This window comes from Xenorhabdus kozodoii, assembly GCF_002632875.1.
Taxonomy (GTDB): Bacteria; Pseudomonadota; Gammaproteobacteria; order Enterobacterales; family Enterobacteriaceae; genus Xenorhabdus; species Xenorhabdus kozodoii.
Genome location: NZ_NJCX01000003.1, coordinates 161176 through 181154, shown reverse-complemented (window position 1 = coordinate 181154; position 19979 = coordinate 161176). Strand labels below are relative to the sequence as shown.

The following is a 19979-nucleotide window of genomic DNA, read 5'->3' as shown; positions in this document are numbered from 1 at the left end:
ATGAAAAATGTTTGAAGCGTGATCTTTCTCACTGTTCAAGCTAAATGTTAATAATCATATTGTGTGGGAATTGTAATAACAATGTGAAGTACTTATACTTCCACCAGGTCTCCGGATTACCCTGATGTAGGAGCACCCAGCGTGACCAAATCACAACTTTTGATGAACAGTAAGGATTGTTTAAGTTAATTATGTTGTGTCTTTGTATCCCCTTAGCGCTGTCTGATTCCCGCACAGGACCGGAGGATGGAAAATAAAAAAAAGCTTTGTGGGCAAAATTGTGAAAAAACAAAGACCTGTCAACCTTGATCTGCGGACGATTAACCAACCCGTCTCCGCGATAGCGTCGATCTTGCACCGTATCTCAGGCGTCATTACCTTTATCGCAGTTGGCATTCTACTGTGGTTATTGGGGATGTCACTGTCTTCGCAAGAAGGCTTCCTGCAAGCATCTGAAATTATGACTGGCTTCTTCGCCAAATTTATCCTGTGGGGGATATTGACGGCGCTGGCTTACCACCTCTGTGGGGGTATCCGCCATGTCTTAATGGATTTTGGTTTCCTGGAAGAAAATCTCGCTACCGGTAGTGCATCTGCCAAAGTAGCAATAGCAATCGCGGTTATTCTGTCTATTCTGGCTGGGGTTTTATTATGGTAAGTAACGCATCCGCATTGGGTCGTACGGGGATTCAGGATTGGCTGCTACTGCGCGCATCCGCCATCATTATTGTGTTGTACGTCCTCTATCTCGTTGGTTTTGTCGCAACAACGTCGGATATTACCTATGAAGTCTGGCGTGGTTTCTTTTCTTCATCCCTCACGAAAGTATTCACTGTGTTGACTCTGCTGTCCATTCTGGTTCATGCATGGATTGGAATGTGGCAGGTGCTGACAGATTATGTCAAGCCGCTGGTACTGCGCCTGGTTCTGCAACTGGTGATTATTGTCGCGCTATTAACTTATTTGATTTACGGAACAATCGTTGTGTGGGGTGCATAAATGAAACTGCCAGTAAGAGAGTTTGACGCTGTTGTTATTGGTGCTGGTGGCGCAGGTATGCGTGCTGCACTGCAAATTTCACAAATGGGTTTATCTTGTGCCTTAATTTCCAAGGTATTCCCAACTCGTTCTCACACTGTTTCCGCCCAGGGTGGGATTACGGTTGCTTTAGGCAATACCCATGACGATAACTGGGAATGGCACATGTATGATACGGTGAAAGGCTCCGATTATATTGGTGACCAGGATGCCATCGAATATATGTGTAAGACCGGCCCGGAAGCCATTTTGGAACTGGAGCACATGGGGCTGCCATTCTCCCGCCTGGATGATGGCCGTATTTACCAACGTCCATTTGGTGGTCAATCTAGAAATTTTGGTGGTGAGCAAGCCGCTCGTACCGCCGCCGCTGCTGACCGAACAGGCCACGCCTTATTACATACCCTGTATCAACAGAATTTAAAGAACCACACCACTATCTTCTCTGAGTGGTATTCGTTGGATCTGGTTAAGAATCAGGATGGTGCAATTGTGGGTTGTACCGCTATCTGCATTGAAACCGGTGAAGTGGTTTATTTCAAAGCGAAGGCGACTATCCTGGCAACGGGGGGGGCTGGCCGTATCTTCCAATCCACAACAAATGCCCATATCAATACCGGTGATGGTGTGGGTATGGCGTTGCGTGCAGGTGTTCCTGTCCAGGATATGGAAATGTGGCAATTCCACCCAACAGGTATTGCTGGCGCAGGTGTGCTGGTCACAGAAGGTTGCCGTGGTGAAGGTGGCTACCTGCTGAATAAAGATGGTGAACGCTTCATGGAGCGTTATGCCCCCAATGCTAAGGATCTGGCTGGCCGCGATGTCGTCGCACGTTCTATGATGATCGAAATCCGTGAAGGCCGTGGTTGCGAAGGCCCGTGGGGACCTCACGTCAAACTGAAACTGGATCATTTAGGTAAAGAGGTATTGGAATCCCGTTTGCCAGGTATCCTTGAATTATCCCGTACTTTTGCCCACGTAGATCCGGTGAAAGAGCCGATCCCGGTTATCCCAACCTGCCACTATATGATGGGGGGTATCCCAACCAGGATCACGGGTCAGGCACTGACATTAAATGAAAAAGGCGAAGATGTGGTGATCCCTGGCCTGTTTGCGGTGGGTGAAATTGCGTGTGTGTCTGTTCATGGCGCAAACCGTCTGGGGGGTAACTCATTGCTTGACTTGGTGGTATTTGGCCGTTCCGCAGGCTTGCATTTGAAAGAGTGTCTAATGGAACAAGGGACTAGCCGTGATGCCAGCGAATCTGATGTCGATGCGGCTCTTCAACGTCTGAACCGTTGGGATAATACCCGTTCAGGTGAAGATCCCGTCGAAATCCGCAAAGCATTGCAGGCTTGCATGCAGCATAATTTCTCGGTATTCCGCGAAGGTGATGCGATGGCAAGAGGGCTGGAAGAACTGAAAGTTATCCGCGAACGTCTGCAAAATGCTCGTCTGGATGATACGTCATCAGAATTCAATACCCAGCGCATCGAATGCTTGGAATTGGATAACCTGATGGAAACGGCTTATTCAACTGCGGTTGCTGCGAATTTCCGTACAGAAAGTCGTGGTGCCCATAGCCGTTTTGACTATCCAGAGCGTGATGATGCTAACTGGCTGTGTCATAGCCTGTATTTACCGCAAACTGAGAGTATGACACGTCGTGAAGTGAATATGCAGCCAACGCTGCGCGAAGCTTTCCCACCGAAAGTGCGTTCTTACTAATTGCGTTGCTGATGTTCCAGTTGCGGAGAAATAGATTATGAAACTTGAATTTTCAATTTATCGATATAATCCAGATGTAGATGATATCCCTCGTATGCAGGACTACACGCTGGAAGCACAGGAAGGGCGCGACATGATGTTGCTGGATGCGCTCATCCAACTAAAAGAGCAAGATCCCACCTTGGCATTCCGCCGCTCTTGCCGTGAGGGTGTTTGTGGCTCTGATGGCGTGAATATGAACGGTAAAAATGGCCTGGCATGCGTTACACCCGTTTCTGCATTGCGTCGTGGCAATAAGAAGATTGTTATTCGTCCGTTGCCGGGTTTGCCAGTCGTTCGTGATCTGGTTGTTGATATGGGGCAGTTTTACGCGCAATATGAGAAAATCCGTCCTTATTTGATTAATGATGGTAAAAATCCACCCGCACGTGAGCACCTGCAATTACCAGAACAGCGTGAAAAGCTGGATGGTCTGTATGAATGTATCTTATGTGCCTGTTGTTCAACATCTTGTCCATCATTCTGGTGGAATCCGGATAAATTTATCGGCCCAGCCGGTCTCTTGGCGGCATATCGTTTCCTGATTGACAGCCGTGATACTGAAGCAAGTTCAAGATTGGATAATTTGAATGATGCATTCAGTGTCTTCCGTTGTCATGGAATTATGAATTGCGTCAACGTATGTCCTAAGGGGTTGAATCCAACAAAAGCGATTGGTCATATTAAATCTATGTTGCTGAAACATAGCGCATAGTAAAATAAAAACTTGTGCATAAATAACACATAATTAGCGTGTAAATAATGCATATAATGTCGCCCTCCACAATTTTGAAATAAATATCAAATCAGTGGAGGGCTTAAAGAATGAAAAATGATAAATTGCCTACTGCGAAAGACGAAGTGTGTTTCCAAATAAAGGGATCTTTAAAAACGGATATTCAGTTTTTAAAGGTTCCTTGAAGGGTAGGAAAACCCATAGAAGAACATGCATTAAGCACGTCCAAATGAACCTTTTATCAACACCGCTAATTAAGCGGTATTTGTTAACCACGGCGAAAACTAAAGCTTTTAAAGCTTAAGGGATCACAATGCAGAACGGCGCAATGAAGGACTGGCTGGACTCAAGCTTTCTGGCTGGGGCAAACCAGTCTTACATAGAGCAAATCTATGAAGACTATATAACCGATCCTAATTCTGTTGATGCAAGTTGGAGAGAAATTTTCCAACAATTACCAGATGCAGGACTTAGCGGCGAACAACTTCACTCACAGACACGCGATTATTTCCGTCGTCTGGCAAAGGATGCCACACGTTACCACACTTCAGTCAGCGATCCAGCAATGGATGCAAAACAAGTCAAAGTTTTGCAGCTTATCAATGCATTCCGCTTCCGCGGACACCAACATGCAAACCTTGATCCATTGGGATTATGGAAACAGGAACCTGTACCTGATCTTGATCCTGCTTTCCATAATTTAACAAAAGCGGATTTTGAAGAAACGTTTAACGTAGGCTCTTTCGCCATTGGTAAAGAGACCATGAAATTGGCTGATCTGTATGACGCGCTGAAACGCATTTATTGCGGTTCAATTGGTGCGGAATATATGCATATCACCAATACGGAAGAAAAACGTTGGATCCAGCAACGCCTGGAGTCAGTGGCAGTAAGTTCACAGTTTAGTGCGGAAGAAAAGCGTCGTTTCCTGAAAGAATTAACATCAGCGGAAGGTTTGGAACGCTATTTAGGTGCTAAGTTCCCAGGGGCGAAACGTTTCTCCCTGGAAGGTGGTGACGCACTCATCCCGATGTTAAAAGAGTTGATCCGTCATGCAGGTAAACAAAATACCCGCGAGGTTGTATTGGGAATGGCTCACCGTGGCCGTCTCAACGTTTTGGTCAATCTCTTGGGTAAAAAACCGGCTGATCTGTTCGACGAGTTTGCAGGTAAACATAAAGAGCATCTGGGTACCGGCGACGTAAAATACCATCAAGGTTTTTCTTCTGATTTCGAGACTGAAGGCGGTCTGGTGCATTTGGCACTGGCTTTTAACCCCTCTCATCTTGAAATTGTCAGCCCTGTTGTTATCGGTTCTGTACGTGCCCGCCGCGATCGTCTTAATGAAGGGCGTAGTAACATGGTCTTGCCTGTCACCATTCACGGTGATGCAGCAGTAACCGGGCAGGGGATTGTTCAGGAAACGCTGAACATGTCTCAGGCTCGCGGTTATGAAGTTGGCGGTACTATTCGTATCGTAGTGAACAACCAGGTTGGCTTTACCACGTCTAACCCGAAAGATGCCCGTTCAACACAATACTGTACTGATATTGTGAAAATGGTTCAGGCGCCGATTTTCCACGTGAACGCGGATGATCCGGAAGCGGTTGCATTTGTTACTCGTCTGGCGCTTGACTTCCGTAATACGTTCAAACGTGACGTGATGATCGACCTGGTTTGTTACCGCCGCCACGGTCATAACGAAGCTGATGAGCCAAGTGCAACTCAACCGCTGATGTACCAAAAAATCAAAAAACTGCCAACAGCACGTAAAATCTATGCAGATAGGCTGGTAGCGGAAGGTTTACTGGGTGCCAATGACGTGACTGAAATGGTGAACCTGTACCGTGATGCGCTGGATAATGGAGGGTGTGTTGTCGATGAATGGCGTCCAATGGGGCTGCATTCATTCACATGGGAACCCTACCTGGACCATGAATGGGATGAAGAGTATCCGCATAAGATGGATATGAAACGTCTGCAAGATCTTGGCAAAAGCATCAGCACTGTTCCTGCCGAAGTGGCAATGCACTCACGTGTTGCGAAAATCTATGGCGACCGTGCAGACATGGCTAATGGCAATAAATTGTTTGACTGGGGCGCAGCAGAAACATTGGCATACGCGACTCTGGTTGATGAAGGTATTCCTGTACGTATCTCTGGTGAAGATGCGGGACGTGGTACTTTCTTCCACCGCCATGCCGTTATTCATGACCAAAACAATGCTTCTGTGTATGTGCCGTTGGCGAATATCCACAATGGCCAAGGTACATTTAACGTATGGGATTCTGTCCTTTCAGAAGAAGCTGTACTGGCATTTGAATACGGTTACGCAACAACCGAGCCTCGTGTACTGACGATTTGGGAAGCGCAATTTGGTGATTTTGCCAACGTAGCCCAGGTTGTGATTGACCAGTTTATTAGTTCCGGTGAACAGAAATGGGGCCGTATGTGTGGCCTGGTTATGCTGTTGCCACATGGCTATGAAGGACAAGGCCCAGAGCACTCATCGGCGCGTCTGGAACGTTATCTGCAACTGTGTGCTGAACAAAACATGCAGGTTTGCGTTCCATCGACCCCAGCCCAGGTTTATCACATGCTGCGCCGTCAGGCTCTGCGTGGTATGCGCCGTCCGCTCATTGTTATGTCACCGAAATCATTATTACGTCATCCGTTGGCCGTATCTACTATGGATGAATTGGCGAATGGCAAATTTGAGCCAGTGATTGGCGAAATTGACGGTTTGGATCCAAAAGATGTTAAGCGCGTTGTGCTTTGCTCCGGTAAAGTTTATTACGATCTGCTGGAACAGCGTCGTAAGAATGAACAGACCAATGTTGCTATTGTGCGTATTGAGCAGTTGTATCCATTCCCACGTCAACATTTGCAAGCTCAGTTTGAGCAGTATGCCCATGTTCATGATTTCGTCTGGTGTCAGGAAGAGCCGCTGAACCAAGGGGCTTGGTATTGCAGTCAACATAATTTCCGTGAAGCAATCCCGTTTGGGGCTTCCTTACGGTATGCAGGTCGCCCAGCATCTGCTTCCCCGGCTGTGGGATATCCGTCTGTTCACCAGCAGCAACAGCAAGCACTGGTTAATGACGCACTGAACGTTGAATAAATTTAAGGATAGAAAATGAGTAGCGTAGAAATTCTGGTTCCAGACCTTCCTGAATCTGTTGCCGATGCCACTGTCGCAACATGGCATAAAAAACCAGGTGACACCATAGCGCGTGATGAAGTGCTGGTTGAAATTGAAACGGATAAAGTGGTTCTGGAAGTGCCAGCGAGTGAAGCGGGTGTTTTGGAATCTATTTTTGAAGAAGAGGGCGCCACTGTACTGTCCAAGCAACTGCTAGGCCGTATCCGTCTGGGGGATAGCACAGGTATGCCGGCTGAAGTAAAAACCAAAGTAGAGGCAACACCCGCGCAGCGTCAGACCGCGTCTTTGGAAGAAGAAAGTAACGATGCACTAAGCCCTGCTGTTCGTCGTCTGATTGCAGAGCATGACTTAGATCCGGCTGCCATTAAAGGCAGTGGTGTTGGTGGTCGCATTGTTCGTGAAGATATAGAAAAATATATTGCTACGAATAAAAAAGAGAGTGATAAGCCGGCTGTATCTGCTGAACAGTCATCATTATTGCCACACCGTAGTGAAAAACGTGTCCCAATGACGCGCTTGCGCAAGCGTATTGCTGAACGTCTGCTTGAAGCGAAAAACAATACGGCAATGTTGACGACTTTCAATGAAGTCAACATGAAGCCCATTCAGGAATTGCGCAAGCAGTATGGTGATGCGTTTGAGAAACGTCATGGTGTACGTCTGGGCTTCATGGCTTTCTATGTGAAAGCCGTTGTTGAAGCGCTGAAACGCTATCCAGAAGTGAACGCTTCCATTGATGGCACAGATGTGGTCTACCACAACTATTTTGATATCAGTATTGCTGTTTCTACACCACGTGGCCTGGTTACCCCTGTGCTGCGTGATGCAGATGCATTGAGCATGGCTGACATTGAGAAAAGCATCAAAGAGCTGGCTGTCAAAGGCCGCGACGGCAAACTGACCGTTGAAGAACTCACTGGCGGTAACTTCACAATTACTAACGGCGGTGTTTTCGGCTCCCTGATGTCCACCCCGATCATTAACCCACCACAAAGCGCAATCCTTGGCATGCATGCCATTAAAGATCGCCCAATGGCAGTCAATGGTCAGGTTGTGATCCTTCCAATGATGTATCTGGCACTGTCCTACGACCACCGTCTGGTTGACGGTCGTGAGTCAGTAGGCTTCCTGGTGACCATCAAAGAAATGCTGGAAGATCCAACACGTTTGTTGCTGGATGTATAGCATCTATAGCATCACTATCGGCGGAGGGTGTTAACTCCGCCAAGTCTGAAGCAGTACGACGTTGATGTAAACCTCTATGCAGGCCAGCCCTTTTGGGCTGGTCATATCCAGATCAACAAAATAGAAGGTAATTTACCTTTCTTAAATTAAATTATGGATAGAACATCATGAATTTACACGAGTATCAGGCAAAACAACTTTTTGCACGGTATGGTTTGCCAGCACCTACGGGTTACGCTTGTACCACTCCGCGCGAAGCAGAAGAAGCAGCATCCAAGATTGGTTCAGGCCCTTGGGTCGTTAAATGTCAGGTTCATGCAGGTGGCCGCGGTAAGGCTGGTGGTGTGAAGGTCGTCAATAGCAAGGAAGATATCCGTGCTTTTGCTGAACAATGGCTGGGTAAACGACTGGTCACCTACCAGACTGACGCGCAAGGGCAACCTGTCCATCAGATCTTGGTGGAAGGTGCAACCGATATTGCCAAGGAGCTGTATCTCGGTGCTGTTGTTGACCGCGGTACACGTCGTGTAGTGTTCATGGCCTCTACTGAAGGTGGCGTCGAAATAGAAAAAGTGGCGGAAGAAACGCCCGAACTCATTCATAAAGCCATTATCGACCCACTGTCTGGCCCTATGCCTTATCAAGGCCGTGAATTGGCATTCAAACTCGGTTTGACGGGTAAACAAGTTGGTCAATTCACCAAGATTTTCTTGGGCTTGGCTAACCTGTTCTTAGAGCGTGATTTGGCATTAGTTGAAATCAACCCTCTGGTGATCACAACCCAAGATGATCTGGTTTGTTTGGATGGAAAGTTGAGCGCTGATGGCAATGCGATGTTCCGTCAGGCTGAACTGCGTGAAATGCACGACCCTTCGCAGGAAGATCCACGTGAAGCTCAGGCTGCACAGTGGGAACTGAACTATGTTGCGCTGGATGGCAACATCGGCTGTATGGTGAATGGTGCAGGTCTGGCAATGGGTACAATGGACATTGTTAAACTGCACGGTGGTGCACCCGCCAACTTCCTTGACGTGGGGGGGGGTGCAACAAAAGAACGTGTTACCGAAGCATTTAAAATCATCTTGTCAGATGAAAATGTGAAGGCTGTTTTGGTTAATATCTTTGGTGGTATTGTCCGCTGTGACTTGATTGCTGACGGCATTATTGGTGCGGTGGAAGAAGTGGGCGTTAACGTACCGGTGGTTGTTCGTCTGGAAGGAAACAATGCTGAACTGGGCGCTAAAAAACTGGCGGACAGTGGCTTGAACATCATTGCAGCTACCAGTTTGACAGATGCGGCTAAACAGGCAGTCGCAGCGGCGGGGAATAAATAATGTCTATTTTAATCGATAAAAACACCAAAGTGATTTGTCAGGGTTTTACTGGCAGCCAAGGTACTTTTCACTCCGAACAGGCGATAGCTTACGGTACTCAAATGGTTGGTGGTGTAACACCTGGTAAAGGTGGTACTGAGCACCTGGGATTACCGGTATTCAACACCGTACGTGAAGCAGTTGATGCCACGGGAGCGACCGCTTCTGTTATCTACGTTCCGGCACCATTTTGTAAGGATTCTATTCTGGAAGCGATTGATGGTGGTATTAAACTGATCATCACGATTACAGAAGGCATCCCAACACTCGACATGTTGATAGTTAAGGAAAAACTGGATCAAGCGGGTGTCCGTATGATTGGCCCTAACTGTCCGGGAGTCATTACACCGGACGAATGCAAAATCGGCATTATGCCTGGTCATATTCATCAGTCAGGTAAAGTCGGCATTGTTTCCCGTTCAGGGACATTGACTTATGAAGCGGTTAAACAGACCACAGATACTGGATTAGGGCAATCTACCTGTGTTGGTATCGGTGGGGACCCAATCCCAGGTTCAAACTTCATTGATATTCTGAAACTGTTCGAGAAAGATCCACAGACAGAAGCGATTGTCATGATTGGTGAAATTGGTGGTACAGCCGAAGAAGAAGCTGCTGCTTATATCAAAGAACATGTGACTAAACCGGTTGTTGCTTATATTGCGGGTGTAACTGCCCCGAAAGGTAAGCGCATGGGCCATGCCGGAGCGATTATCGCAGGTGGTAAAGGGACAGCAGATGAGAAATTTGCGGCACTGGAAGCTGCGGGTGTGAAGACTGTGCGTAGCCTTGCAGACATTGGCGATGCTGTAAAAGCGTTATTGATATAAGAACCACAAAATAAACTATTTTTTATAGAAAAAGGCTGCCTTAGGGTGGCCTTTTATTTTTAAATTATAATATTAACAGTAGGTTAGTTGATTTATAAGACGGATTGTTTTCCAATTTAATTGAACCGGATTTTAGGAAAATCTATTTATTTGATTAATTAAATTGGAAATATCGAAAAAATATATTTTTTAAAAAATGAAAAATAAAAGTTAATTTTCTAATGCATTTTACAGCAAAAAATAAATCACAACTCATTGCAAATAACAACTTATTAACACTGGGTAAACTATAATGAAATAATAGCTGTAAAGATTAACAAAACAAGGAAAAAATTGACTAAAATCAATTTATTACTCTGGATTGTATTCGCTAAACTTGATTAAATTGATCTAGTATATATAGATATTAGCTTGAGAATGTATGGGATTGTTGACCTATATTCAGAATTCTAAGCTGAGTCACGTAAAAGCTATTTATTGTATGTGAATATAGGCGTAATATTATTGTGGTATCTATTGTTTTTTTGATTTTGTAATAATTCATTGTTGTGTTTGAGGCATTTATTGCTGGTAGTTACGAGGCTTTCGTTTTACGAAGTCGGGTTGCCGCAAGTCGGTGTCTTCCTGCTAGGAGCAAGGAGTCAAGATGTTTGATATTGTCGAACTGTCACGATTACAGTTTGCCTTAACTGCCATGTACCATTTTTTGTTCGTGCCATTAACGCTCGGTATGGCGTTTTTGCTTGCGATCATGGAAACGGTATATGTCCTTTCTGGCAAACAGATCTACAAAGATATGACAAAATTCTGGGGCAAGTTATTTGGTATTAACTTTGCTTTGGGTGTCGCAACGGGCTTGACCATGGAGTTCCAGTTCGGAACCAACTGGTCATATTTCTCACATTATGTTGGTGATATTTTCGGTGCGCCTCTGGCTATCGAAGGTCTGATGGCATTCTTCCTCGAATCCACATTCGTTGGTCTGTTTTTCTTCGGATGGGACAGATTGAGTAAGAAACAACACTTGGCGGTTACCTGGCTGGTTGCATTAGGCTCTAACTTCTCTGCATTGTGGATCCTGATCGCGAATGGTTGGATGCAAAACCCGATTGCATCTGATTTTAATTTCGAAACCATGCGAATGGAAATGGTAAGTTTCAGTGAACTGGTACTTAACCCTGTTGCCCAGGTGAAATTTGTTCACACTGTTGCCGCCGGTTATGTTACTGGGGCCATTTTTGTCTTGGGTATTAGTTCTTACTATCTGCTTAAAGGGCGCGATTTGGGGTTTGCCAAACGTTCTTTTGCGATTGCCGCAAGTTTTGGTATGGCTGCAATACTCTCTGTCATCGTTCTGGGTGATGAATCTGGCTATGAAATGGGGGACGTGCAGAAAACCAAATTGGCAGCCATTGAAGCAGAGTGGGAAACCCAGCCGCCTCCCGCTTCATTCACACTGATTGGGATTCCTGATCAGGACAAAATGGAAAATAAATATTCCATCCAAATTCCTTACGTTTTAGGTCTGATTGCTACCCGCTCCATCGATACACCGGTTGTTGGTTTGCGTGATTTGATAAGCCAGCACGAGCAACGTATCCGTAACGGTATCAAAGCCTATGAATTGCTGGAAGAACTGCGTTCAGGTAATGTTGATCCAAGTGTTCGCAGTGCATTCAACGAAAGTAAGAAAGATCTTGGCTATGGTATGCTCGTGACACGTTATACCCAAAACGTAGCAGATGCGACAGAAGAGCAAATTAAAGCTGCCGCGAAAGACTCTATCCCACGTGTAGCACCGCTCTACTTTGCATTCCGTATCATGGTTGCTGCTGGCTTTATTATGCTGTTGGTTATCGGTCTGTCGTTCCTGAGTGTTCTCCGTAACCGTATCGGTCAATATAAGTGGCTGCTGCGTGCTGCATTGTTCAGTATTCCATTGCCGTGGATTGCCGTTGAAGCCGGTTGGTTTGTCGCAGAATATGGTCGTCAGCCGTGGGCGATTGGTGAAGTGTTGCCAACGGCTGTTGCGGCTTCAACACGTAGTGTCGGCGATCTGATTTTCTCAATGGTGCTGATTTGTGGTCTATACACTCTGTTCTTGATCGCAGAGATGTTCTTGATGTTCAAATTCGCCCGTCTTGGCCCAAGTAGCCTCAAGACCGGACGTTACCATTTTGAACAAAAAACAGCTTCTTCAGCGAATAATATTGAGTAAGCAGGAGTCCACTTATGCTTGATTATGATGTATTACGATTTATATGGTGGCTGCTGATTGGTGTGTTACTGATCGGTTTCACAGTGACTGATGGTTTCGATATGGGAGTTGGTATCCTGCTGCGGATCATTGGTAAAAATGATACCGAACGCCGCATCATGATTAACTCAGTTGCCCCACACTGGGATGGTAACCAGGTTTGGCTAATTACCGCTGGTGGTGCCCTGTTTGCCGCATGGCCAATGGTATATGCAGCCGCTTTCTCTGGTTTCTATGTGGCAATGATTCTGGTTCTGGCTGCCCTGTTTTTCCGTCCGGTTGGTTTTGATTACCGCTCAAAACTGGAAAACAGCAAATGGCGCAATATGTGGGATTGGGGGCTGGTTATCGGTAGCTTCGTACCTGCATTGGTGATCGGCGTGGCATTTGGTAATTTGCTACAAGGCGTACCGTTGGCGGTAGACTCTTACCTGCGTGTCTCCTATGAAGGTTCATTCTTCGGATTACTGAACCCTTATGGATTGCTGGCGGGTGTGATTAGCTTGATGATGATTGTGACGCAGGGTGCAACTTATCTGCAAATGCGTACAACAGGTGAATTGCATCTTCGTTCCCGTACCGCCACTCATGTTTGTGCGGCAATAACGGCGATTGCATTCCTGTTAGCAGGAATATGGCTGGTGTATGGCATTGATGGCTATGTTGTAACGGGGGGGCTGGATGTTAATGCGGCATCTAATCCGTTACATAAAGAGGTCGTCCAGCAAGCGGGTGCATGGCTGACCAACTTCAATACCTATCCGATTTTGTGGGCTATACCTGTGTTAGGTGTGCTGCTTCCTCTTCTGACTATGCTGTTTACCTGGATGAATAAAGGTGCCTGGGCATTCTTATTCTCATCACTGACAGTGGCTTGCATTATCCTGACGTCCGGTATTGCTATGTTCCCGTTCGTGATGCCGTCAAGCATTGACCCGAATGTCAGCCTGACTATGTGGGATGCAACCTCCAGTCAGTGGACGTTGCAAATTATGTTCGTTGTTGCACTTATCTTTGTTCCTATTGTGTTGTCTTACACCATTTGGTGTTATTACAAAACCTTCGGGCGTTTGGATAAGAACTACATTGAAAACAACAAACACTCACTGTACTAAGGAGCATTGGCATGTGGTATTTTGCTTGGATTCTCGGAACGCTCTTGGCTTGTAGCTTTGCTGTCATTGCTGCCTTGGCACTTGAGCATAGCGAATCACAAAAAGCCTCTGAGAGTGACAAAAAATAATGTTGGCTGATAAATGCTACCAACTTATGGATAAGAGCCCAGTGAGGGCTCTTATCCTCATCATAGCCTTAGCGCTTGCTGTATGTGTATTTTGGGATCCTGCCCGCTTTGCTGCCAACACGAGTTCATTGCAAATATGGCAAGGTATTTTATTGATTTGGGCAGTTTGCGCTGGCGTTACTTTTGGTGTTGGTTTTCACCCTAAGCGTATTATCTGGCGTGTGTTTTTTCACCCATTACCTGCATTTTTTATTCTTCTTTTTGGCTTATATCATTTCTTTAAGTAAACTAATTGTAATTTTATAGGCCGCTGGCCTATAAAATTTTTTACTGATAGGTCATTCCAAAGCGCTATTGTCTTAAGTATAGTGACAGCGTCAATTCGCCGAATTAGGATTATATGAGTAATATGTTGTTCCGTTGGCCTATCCGTGTTTACTACGAAGACACAGATGCTAGTGGTGTGGTTTATCACGCTCGGTATTTGGGTTTTTACGAAAGAGCTCGTACAGAGATGTTGCGTGAAAGAGGCATCCACCAGCAATCTATGCTAGATGAACAAGTTGGCTTTGTTGTTAGTCGCATGACGATTGACTACCGGAAACCAGCAAAACTGGATGATCAGCTAGTTGTTGAAAGCGAAGTTGCGAATATCCGTGGTGCTTCTCTGACATTTATTCAACGAATTGTTGATTGCAATGGCGTAGTTATCAACAGTGCAGAATGCCTGGTTGTCTACGTGAATTCATCTCAAATGAAGCCGATTGCGCTTCCAAAGTCTATTGTCGCGGAGTTGAAGCAGTGACTGACATGAACATCCTTGATTTATTTCTTAAGGCCGGTTTCTTAGTGCAGCTAATTATGCTGATTTTGATTGGCTTCTCTATTGTCTCTTGGGCAATCATTATTCAACGGACAAAAATTCTTAATGTTGCAAGCCGTGAGGCCGCGGCATTTGAAGATAAGTTTTGGTCTGGTATTGAATTATCTCGCCTTTATAAAGAAAGTCAGTCACGCCGTGATTCTTTAAGTGGTGTTGAGCAGATATTCCATTCTGGATTTAAAGAGTTTGCGCGTTTACATCAGGCAAACAACCATGCACCAGAGGCTGTTATTACAGGGACTTCTCGTGCTATGCGTATTTCACTAAATCGTGAATTGGAAGTATTGGAAAATCACATTCCATTTTTGGGTACGGTAGGCTCCATCAGCCCTTATATTGGTTTGTTTGGTACGGTCTGGGGGATCATGCATGCCTTTATTGCTCTGGGTGCAGTGAAACAGGCAACCTTGCAAATGGTGGCGCCCGGTATTGCTGAGGCTCTGATTGCAACGGCTATCGGTCTTTTTGCGGCAATTCCTGCGGTGATGGCCTATAACCGTCTGAACCAGCGCGTTAACAAATTAGAACAAGTTTACGATAACTTTATGGAAGAATTTCTGGCTATTTTGCATCGCCAGGCTTTTGCTTCCAATACCAGTAAGTCGTAATCAATCGTAAGGGGAAATCAGCGAATGGCGCGCACTCGTAGTCGCAGACGTGAGCTAAAATCCGAGATCAATATCGTCCCCTTGCTGGACGTGTTGCTGGTGTTGCTGCTTATTTTTATGGCAACAGCACCGATTATCACGCAAAGCGTAGAAGTCGATTTACCTGATTCGGTGGATTCAAAAACAGTTTCTAGCACTGATAATCCGCCGGTCATTGTGGAAGTTTCTGGGGTAGGGCAATACAACATGGTTGTTAACCAGGAACGTTTAGAATTGTTACCTGAACAGCAAATCGTTGCAGAAGCTCAAACCTTGATGAAAGCCAATCCGAAAACGATTTTCCTGATTGGTGGTTCTAAGGAAGTTCCTTATGATGAAATTATCAAGGCGTTGAATATGCTTCGTCAGGCGGGTGTAAAATCGGTGGGCTTAATGACTCAGCCTATTGGTGCCTGATAGTAACTGTCACTTAAAGTTTCTGGATGTCGAGTGTGGGAAAGACAAGCGAGCAAAACAATAAGCTGAATCGCGCCATTATCATTTCGGTAATATTGCACATTATCCTGATCGGGTTTCTGATTTGGGGTTCTCTGGTGCAAAAAACAGAAATGGGGGGCGGTGGACAAAACGGTACTGTTATTGATGCTGTGATGGTCGATCCGAATGCGGTTGTTCAGCAATATAACCAGCAACAGCAGCAGCAAGCCAATGCAAAACTAGCCGAGCAACAGCGGCAGAAAAAAGCTGAACAACAGGCGGCTGAATTGCGGGCAAAGCAGGCGGAAGAACAGGAACGTTTGAAAGCCGCAGAAGAAGAGCGGATTAAAGCCTTACAGGAAGCGGAAGCACAGAAAAAACAGTCTGAATCTGCGGCCGCTAAAGCACGTGAAGAGCAGGAACAGGCTGCCGCCGCTGCTGCCAAAGCGCGTGAAGAACAAAAACAAGCGGAAGAAACCGCTGCAAAAGCACGGGCAGAAAAGGAAAGAATTTTAAAAGAGCAGGCAGAAGCACGGCAGAAAGCGGAGGCTCAGGCGAAAAAAGAAGCGGAAGAGGCGGTAAAACGCAAAGCAGCGGCTGAAGCAAAAGCTAAAGAAGAAGCCAAAGCAGCGGCAGAAGCCAAGGCAAAATCGGAGGCAGAAGCCAAGGCAAAGGCAGAAGCTAAAGCGAAAGCCAAGGCAGAAGCGGCAAAGCAGTCTCAAACGGTTAATGATCTGTTAGGTGGATTGACGTCTAATGCACCTAAGCAAGGGGGGGCAACTGCGGCAGGAAAAGGTGGCGGTAAGAAAAGTGGCCCTTCCGATTCCGATATCAATAATTACAAGGGGCAGATTCAGTCTGCGATCCAGCAGTATTTTCGCGATCCAAGCCTGTATATCGGTCGTACTTGTGCTTTAAATATCAAACTGGCACCAGATGGATTGCTGATTGATATTAAAGCGGGGGCCGGTGATCCGGCGTTATGTCGGGCAGCGATTGCCGCAGCCAATTTGACGAAAAAAATGCCGCAGCCGCCAAACAAAGAGATTTATGAACACTTTAAGAATTTTACATTAGAATTTAAACCGCAGTAAGTTAAACGTTGAGTGGATAATCAATATGCACTGAGCAAACTGCCGAATAATTTATATGTACAAACAAAATGATTAGATTTTATTTAGGTATCTAGTTTTGTTTGTTGGCGTTTGTTAGAATCCGGCGGATTATTGCGGCAGGTAAAAGATCGCGATAAGGGAGAGATGATGAAACAAACTTTTAAACAAACGTTTAAAGTTATATTGGGCTTTCTGATGATGTGGGCAGCACTTGCTCATGCAGAGGTTCGCATTGAAATAACACAAGGCGTTGATTCCGCCCGTCCTATCGGGGTTGTCCCATTTAAATGGACTGGTGCAGGCGAGCCTCCTGAAAATATTGGTTCAATTATTGCCGCGGATTTGAGAAACAGCGGAAAATTTAACCCCATTGATCCTACCCGTATGCCGCAACAGCCGACGACTGCGTCAGAGGTAACACCTGCTGCATGGGCTGCGTTAGGGATAGATTCCGTCGTTGTTGGACATATCCAGCCAAGCGCAGATGGTAAATTTTTGGTTTCTTATCAGCTTGTTGACGTTGCGAGTGCACCGGGAACGGTATTGTCACAAGAACAATTCACAATTGAAAAGAAATGGCTGCGCTTTGCTGCACACACTGCCAGTAATCAGGTTTTTGAAAAACTGACAGGTATTAAAGGTGCATTTACTACCCGTATAGCTTATGTTGTTAAAAATAACAGTGCGGGTAAGTATCCTTATGAATTGCGTGTTTCTGATTATGATGGCTATAACCAATTTACCGTACATAGCTCACCAGAACCGTTGATGTCACCAGCATGGTCGCCAGATGCATCCAAACTTGCCTATGTTACGTTTGAAAGTGGTCGTTCTGCATTGATGATTCAAACACTGGCGACAGGCGCTAAACGTCAAGTGGCTTCATTTCCTCGCCATAACGGAGCACCTGCATTTTCTCCTGATGGAACTAAGCTGGCCTTTGCATTATCTAAAACCGGCAGTTTGAATCTTTACGTGATGGATTTAGCTTCTGGTCAAATCCGTCAGGTCACTGATGGCCGCAGTAATAATACTGAGCCGAGCTGGATGCCGGATAGCCAGACACTGGTCTATACCTCAGATCAGGGTGGGCGTCCGCAATTATATAAAATCGATATTAATGGCGGTGCTCCACAACGCCTAACTTGGGAAGGATCACAGAACCAAGATGCAGATGTTAGCCCTGACGGTAGTTTTATTGTGATGGTTAGCTCAGCGAGTGGCAGTCAGCACATCGCCAAACAAGATCTGGCAACGGGATCTGTCCAAGTCTTGACAGATACGTTTCTGGATGAAACGCCGAGCATCGCACCTAATGGCACTATGGTGATTTATAGCTCCACTCAAGGGTGGGGAACTGTATTGCAGCTAGTTTCGACTGATGGGCGTTTCAAAGCGCGTCTTCCGGCTACTGATGGACAGGTGAAATCCCCTGCCTGGTCGCCGTATCTGTGATGCATAATAATATATATGGCAAACTATAAAAGGATCAAAAAGATGCAACTGAACAAAGTGCTAAAAGGGCTGATGTTAGCTTTACCAATCATGGCCGTAGCAGCGTGTAGTTCTAACAAAACTGGCAACAATGATCAGTCTGGTGTAGGCACTGTTGATAATTCTTCTAAAGCAGGTCTGTCTGCGGAAGAATTAGCACGTCAGCAGATGCAAGAGCTGCAAAACAACAATGTCGTATACTTCGGTTTCGATAAGTATGACGTCAACAGCGAATTTGCTCAGATGTTGGATGCACACGCCGCCTTCCTGCGTACTAACCCATCTGTTAAAGTGACCATTGAAGGTCATGCAGACGAACGTGGTACTCCAGAGTACAACATTGCTCTGGGTGAGCGTCGTGCTAACGCAGTGAAAATGTACCTGCAAGGTAAAGGCGTTTCTGCTGATCAGCTTGCTATCGTTTCTTACGGTAAAGAAAAACCGGCTGTACTTGGCCATGACGAAGCAGCCTATGCGAAAAACCGTCGCGCTGTGATCGTATACTAAGAGTAATGCATGAACAGTAACTTCAGACATTATGTGTTGGGTCTGTCGTTATTGGTTGGCGTAGCGGCTCCTTGGGCCGCTACTGCCCAAGCGCCAATCAGTAATGTCGGCTCAGGCTCCACCGATGAGCGCCTCTCTCAACTAGAGCGTATCTCTGACGCTCACAGTCAATTATTAACCCAGCTCCAGCAACAACTTTCTGATTCTCAACGTGATATTGATACACTTCGCGGTCAAATTCAGGAAAATCAGTATCAATTAAATCAGATCGTTGAACGTCAAAAAGATCTTTATCTCCAGTTGGATAAAATCACGAATCCATCAAGTGCGGAAAGTTCAGACTCAGAAAACCGTAATGCTGCATCTTCGGCACAAGCTGAGAATAAACAGCCTGCTGCATCGGCGAGCACAGGAAGTGAAAAAAGTGATTACGATGCCGCTGTTTCTTTGGCTATCAATACCAAAGAATATGATAAAGCGATTTTAGCATTTCAAAACTTTGCCAAAACCTACCCTAAGTCTAAGTACTTGTCGAATGCCAATTATTGGTTAGGGCAGTTGAATTACAACAAAGGCAAGAAAGACGATGCGGCTTACTATTTTGCTACAGTTGTGAAAGATTATCCCAAGTCACAAAAGAGCAGTGACTCCCTGTATAAAGTGGGTTTAATTATGCAGGAAAAAGGGCAAAAGGATAAAGCGAAAGCCGTTTACCAACAGGTGATTAAGCAATATCCTGGTACAAATGCAGCAAAAATGGCCGAGAAAAAGATTGCCGGGATGTAATAATTATCCCCCGAAAGGTCAGATATCGGTCTTTTTGGGGATGATTGCCTGCTTAATAAGCGTTTAAACAAGTTTTCTAAAATAAACATTGCGCCATGCTGAGAAATCAGTAATATATGCCGCCGTTGGCAGGGATAACTGCCGAACAGATTTAGATGGGTCGTTAGCTCAGTCGGTAGAGCAGTTGACTTTTAATCAATTGGTCGCAGGTTCGAATCCTGCACGACCCACCATCTAAATCCTCATTCAAGTACGCCTTAGATGGGTCGTTAGCTCAGTCGGTAGAGCAGTTGACTTTTAATCAATTGGTCGCAGGTTCGAATCCTGCACGACCCACCATCTAAATCCTCATTCAAATACGCCTTAGATGGGTCGTTAGCTCAGTCGGTAGAACAGTTGACTTTTAATCAATGGGTTGCAGGTTCGAGCCGAGCGAAGCGAGACAACGATGCGTGAGCATCGGCCCGAAGGGTGAGGCCGAAGGCCGAATCATCCTGCACGACCCACCATCTAAATC

At 45.8% G+C, this 19979-nt stretch carries 19 protein-coding genes and 3 tRNA genes; all 22 read left to right on the top strand.

The features are described from left to right. Nucleotides 1-268 precede the first annotated feature (268 nt). The 22 genes from sdhC (at nucleotide 269) to Xkoz_RS20450 (ending at nucleotide 19971) form a co-directional block, all read left to right on the top strand. Nucleotides 269-658, top strand: a complete 390-nt coding sequence (gene sdhC, locus Xkoz_RS03325) for a succinate dehydrogenase cytochrome b556 subunit (RefSeq protein ID WP_099140749.1) — start codon at nucleotides 269-271, stop codon at nucleotides 656-658. Further along, nucleotides 652-999 (top strand): succinate dehydrogenase membrane anchor subunit, encoded by a 348-nt coding sequence (gene sdhD, locus Xkoz_RS03320; protein ID WP_099140748.1) that lies wholly within the window; start codon nucleotides 652-654, stop codon nucleotides 997-999. Before sdhC ends, sdhD begins: the two co-directional genes overlap by 7 nt. Continuing rightward, on the top strand, nucleotides 1000-2766 hold the full coding sequence (gene sdhA / locus Xkoz_RS03315) for a succinate dehydrogenase flavoprotein subunit (RefSeq protein WP_099140747.1): 1767 nt from the start codon (nucleotides 1000-1002) through the stop codon (nucleotides 2764-2766). A gap of 37 nt (nucleotides 2767-2803) precedes the next feature. Continuing rightward, nucleotides 2804-3520, top strand: a complete 717-nt coding sequence (locus Xkoz_RS03310) for a succinate dehydrogenase iron-sulfur subunit (protein WP_099140746.1) — start codon at nucleotides 2804-2806, stop codon at nucleotides 3518-3520. 334 nt (nucleotides 3521-3854) lie between these two features. Then, complete coding sequence (gene sucA / locus Xkoz_RS03305; protein WP_099140745.1) at nucleotides 3855-6662, top strand: 2-oxoglutarate dehydrogenase E1 component; 2808 nt, start codon at nucleotides 3855-3857, stop codon at nucleotides 6660-6662. 15 nt (nucleotides 6663-6677) lie between these two features. Continuing rightward, nucleotides 6678-7889 (top strand): 2-oxoglutarate dehydrogenase complex dihydrolipoyllysine-residue succinyltransferase, encoded by a 1212-nt coding sequence (odhB, locus tag Xkoz_RS03300; protein WP_099140744.1) that lies wholly within the window; start codon nucleotides 6678-6680, stop codon nucleotides 7887-7889. Nucleotides 7890-8056: 167 nt separating this feature from the next. Next, nucleotides 8057-9223, top strand: coding sequence for an ADP-forming succinate--CoA ligase subunit beta (gene sucC / locus Xkoz_RS03295; protein ID WP_099140743.1), 1167 nt, complete (start codon nucleotides 8057-8059; stop codon nucleotides 9221-9223). Further along, entirely contained in the window at nucleotides 9223-10092 is an 870-nt protein-coding gene (gene sucD / locus Xkoz_RS03290) for a succinate--CoA ligase subunit alpha (protein WP_099140742.1), read from the top strand. Before sucC ends, sucD begins: the two co-directional genes overlap by 1 nt. A gap of 646 nt (nucleotides 10093-10738) precedes the next feature. Next, nucleotides 10739-12310 carry a cytochrome ubiquinol oxidase subunit I gene (gene cydA / locus Xkoz_RS03285; protein ID WP_099140741.1) on the top strand — a complete coding sequence of 524 codons (1572 nt, stop codon included), beginning with the start codon at nucleotides 10739-10741 and terminating at the stop codon, nucleotides 12308-12310. A gap of 14 nt (nucleotides 12311-12324) precedes the next feature. Beyond that, nucleotides 12325-13464 carry a cytochrome d ubiquinol oxidase subunit II gene (gene cydB / locus Xkoz_RS03280; protein ID WP_099140740.1) on the top strand — a complete coding sequence of 380 codons (1140 nt, stop codon included), beginning with the start codon at nucleotides 12325-12327 and terminating at the stop codon, nucleotides 13462-13464. Between the two features lie 11 nt (nucleotides 13465-13475). Continuing rightward, nucleotides 13476-13592 (top strand): cytochrome bd-I oxidase subunit CydX, encoded by a 117-nt coding sequence (cydX, locus tag Xkoz_RS03275; protein ID WP_099140739.1) that lies wholly within the window; start codon nucleotides 13476-13478, stop codon nucleotides 13590-13592. Beyond that, nucleotides 13592-13879 carry a cyd operon protein YbgE gene (gene ybgE, locus Xkoz_RS03270; protein WP_099140738.1) on the top strand — a complete coding sequence of 96 codons (288 nt, stop codon included), beginning with the start codon at nucleotides 13592-13594 and terminating at the stop codon, nucleotides 13877-13879. The genes cydX and ybgE overlap by 1 nt, the downstream gene beginning before the upstream one ends. 113 nt (nucleotides 13880-13992) lie before the next feature. Then, nucleotides 13993-14397, top strand: coding sequence for a tol-pal system-associated acyl-CoA thioesterase (ybgC, locus tag Xkoz_RS03265; RefSeq protein ID WP_099140737.1), 405 nt, complete (start codon nucleotides 13993-13995; stop codon nucleotides 14395-14397). Beyond that, nucleotides 14394-15083 (top strand): Tol-Pal system protein TolQ, encoded by a 690-nt coding sequence (tolQ, locus tag Xkoz_RS03260; RefSeq protein WP_099140736.1) that lies wholly within the window; start codon nucleotides 14394-14396, stop codon nucleotides 15081-15083. The genes ybgC and tolQ overlap by 4 nt, the downstream gene beginning before the upstream one ends. Nucleotides 15084-15107: 24 nt before the next feature. Beyond that, a complete protein-coding gene (tolR, locus tag Xkoz_RS03255; protein ID WP_099140735.1) occupies nucleotides 15108-15539 on the top strand; it encodes a colicin uptake protein TolR in 432 nt (143 codons plus the stop codon). A gap of 35 nt (nucleotides 15540-15574) precedes the next feature. Continuing rightward, nucleotides 15575-16654: a cell envelope integrity protein TolA gene (gene tolA, locus Xkoz_RS03250; RefSeq protein ID WP_167386548.1), complete on the top strand. Its 1080-nt coding sequence runs from the start codon at nucleotides 15575-15577 to the stop codon at nucleotides 16652-16654. A 168-nt stretch (nucleotides 16655-16822) separates the two neighbouring features. Beyond that, nucleotides 16823-18130 (top strand): Tol-Pal system beta propeller repeat protein TolB, encoded by a 1308-nt coding sequence (gene tolB / locus Xkoz_RS03245; protein WP_099140733.1) that lies wholly within the window; start codon nucleotides 16823-16825, stop codon nucleotides 18128-18130. 42 nt (nucleotides 18131-18172) lie between these two features. Further along, nucleotides 18173-18676 (top strand): peptidoglycan-associated lipoprotein Pal, encoded by a 504-nt coding sequence (gene pal, locus Xkoz_RS03240; protein WP_099140732.1) that lies wholly within the window; start codon nucleotides 18173-18175, stop codon nucleotides 18674-18676. A gap of 9 nt (nucleotides 18677-18685) precedes the next feature. After that, entirely contained in the window at nucleotides 18686-19462 is a 777-nt protein-coding gene (gene cpoB / locus Xkoz_RS03235; RefSeq protein ID WP_099140731.1) for a cell division protein CpoB, read from the top strand. Nucleotides 19463-19619: 157 nt separating this feature from the next. Further along, nucleotides 19620-19695: transfer RNA gene (locus tag Xkoz_RS03230), tRNA-Lys, on the top strand. Nucleotides 19696-19725: 30 nt separating this feature from the next. After that, a tRNA-Lys gene (locus tag Xkoz_RS03225) sits at nucleotides 19726-19801 on the top strand. Nucleotides 19802-19831: 30 nt separating this feature from the next. Continuing rightward, nucleotides 19832-19971, top strand: a tRNA-Lys gene (locus Xkoz_RS20450). The last annotated feature ends 8 nt before the right edge of the window (nucleotides 19972-19979 follow it).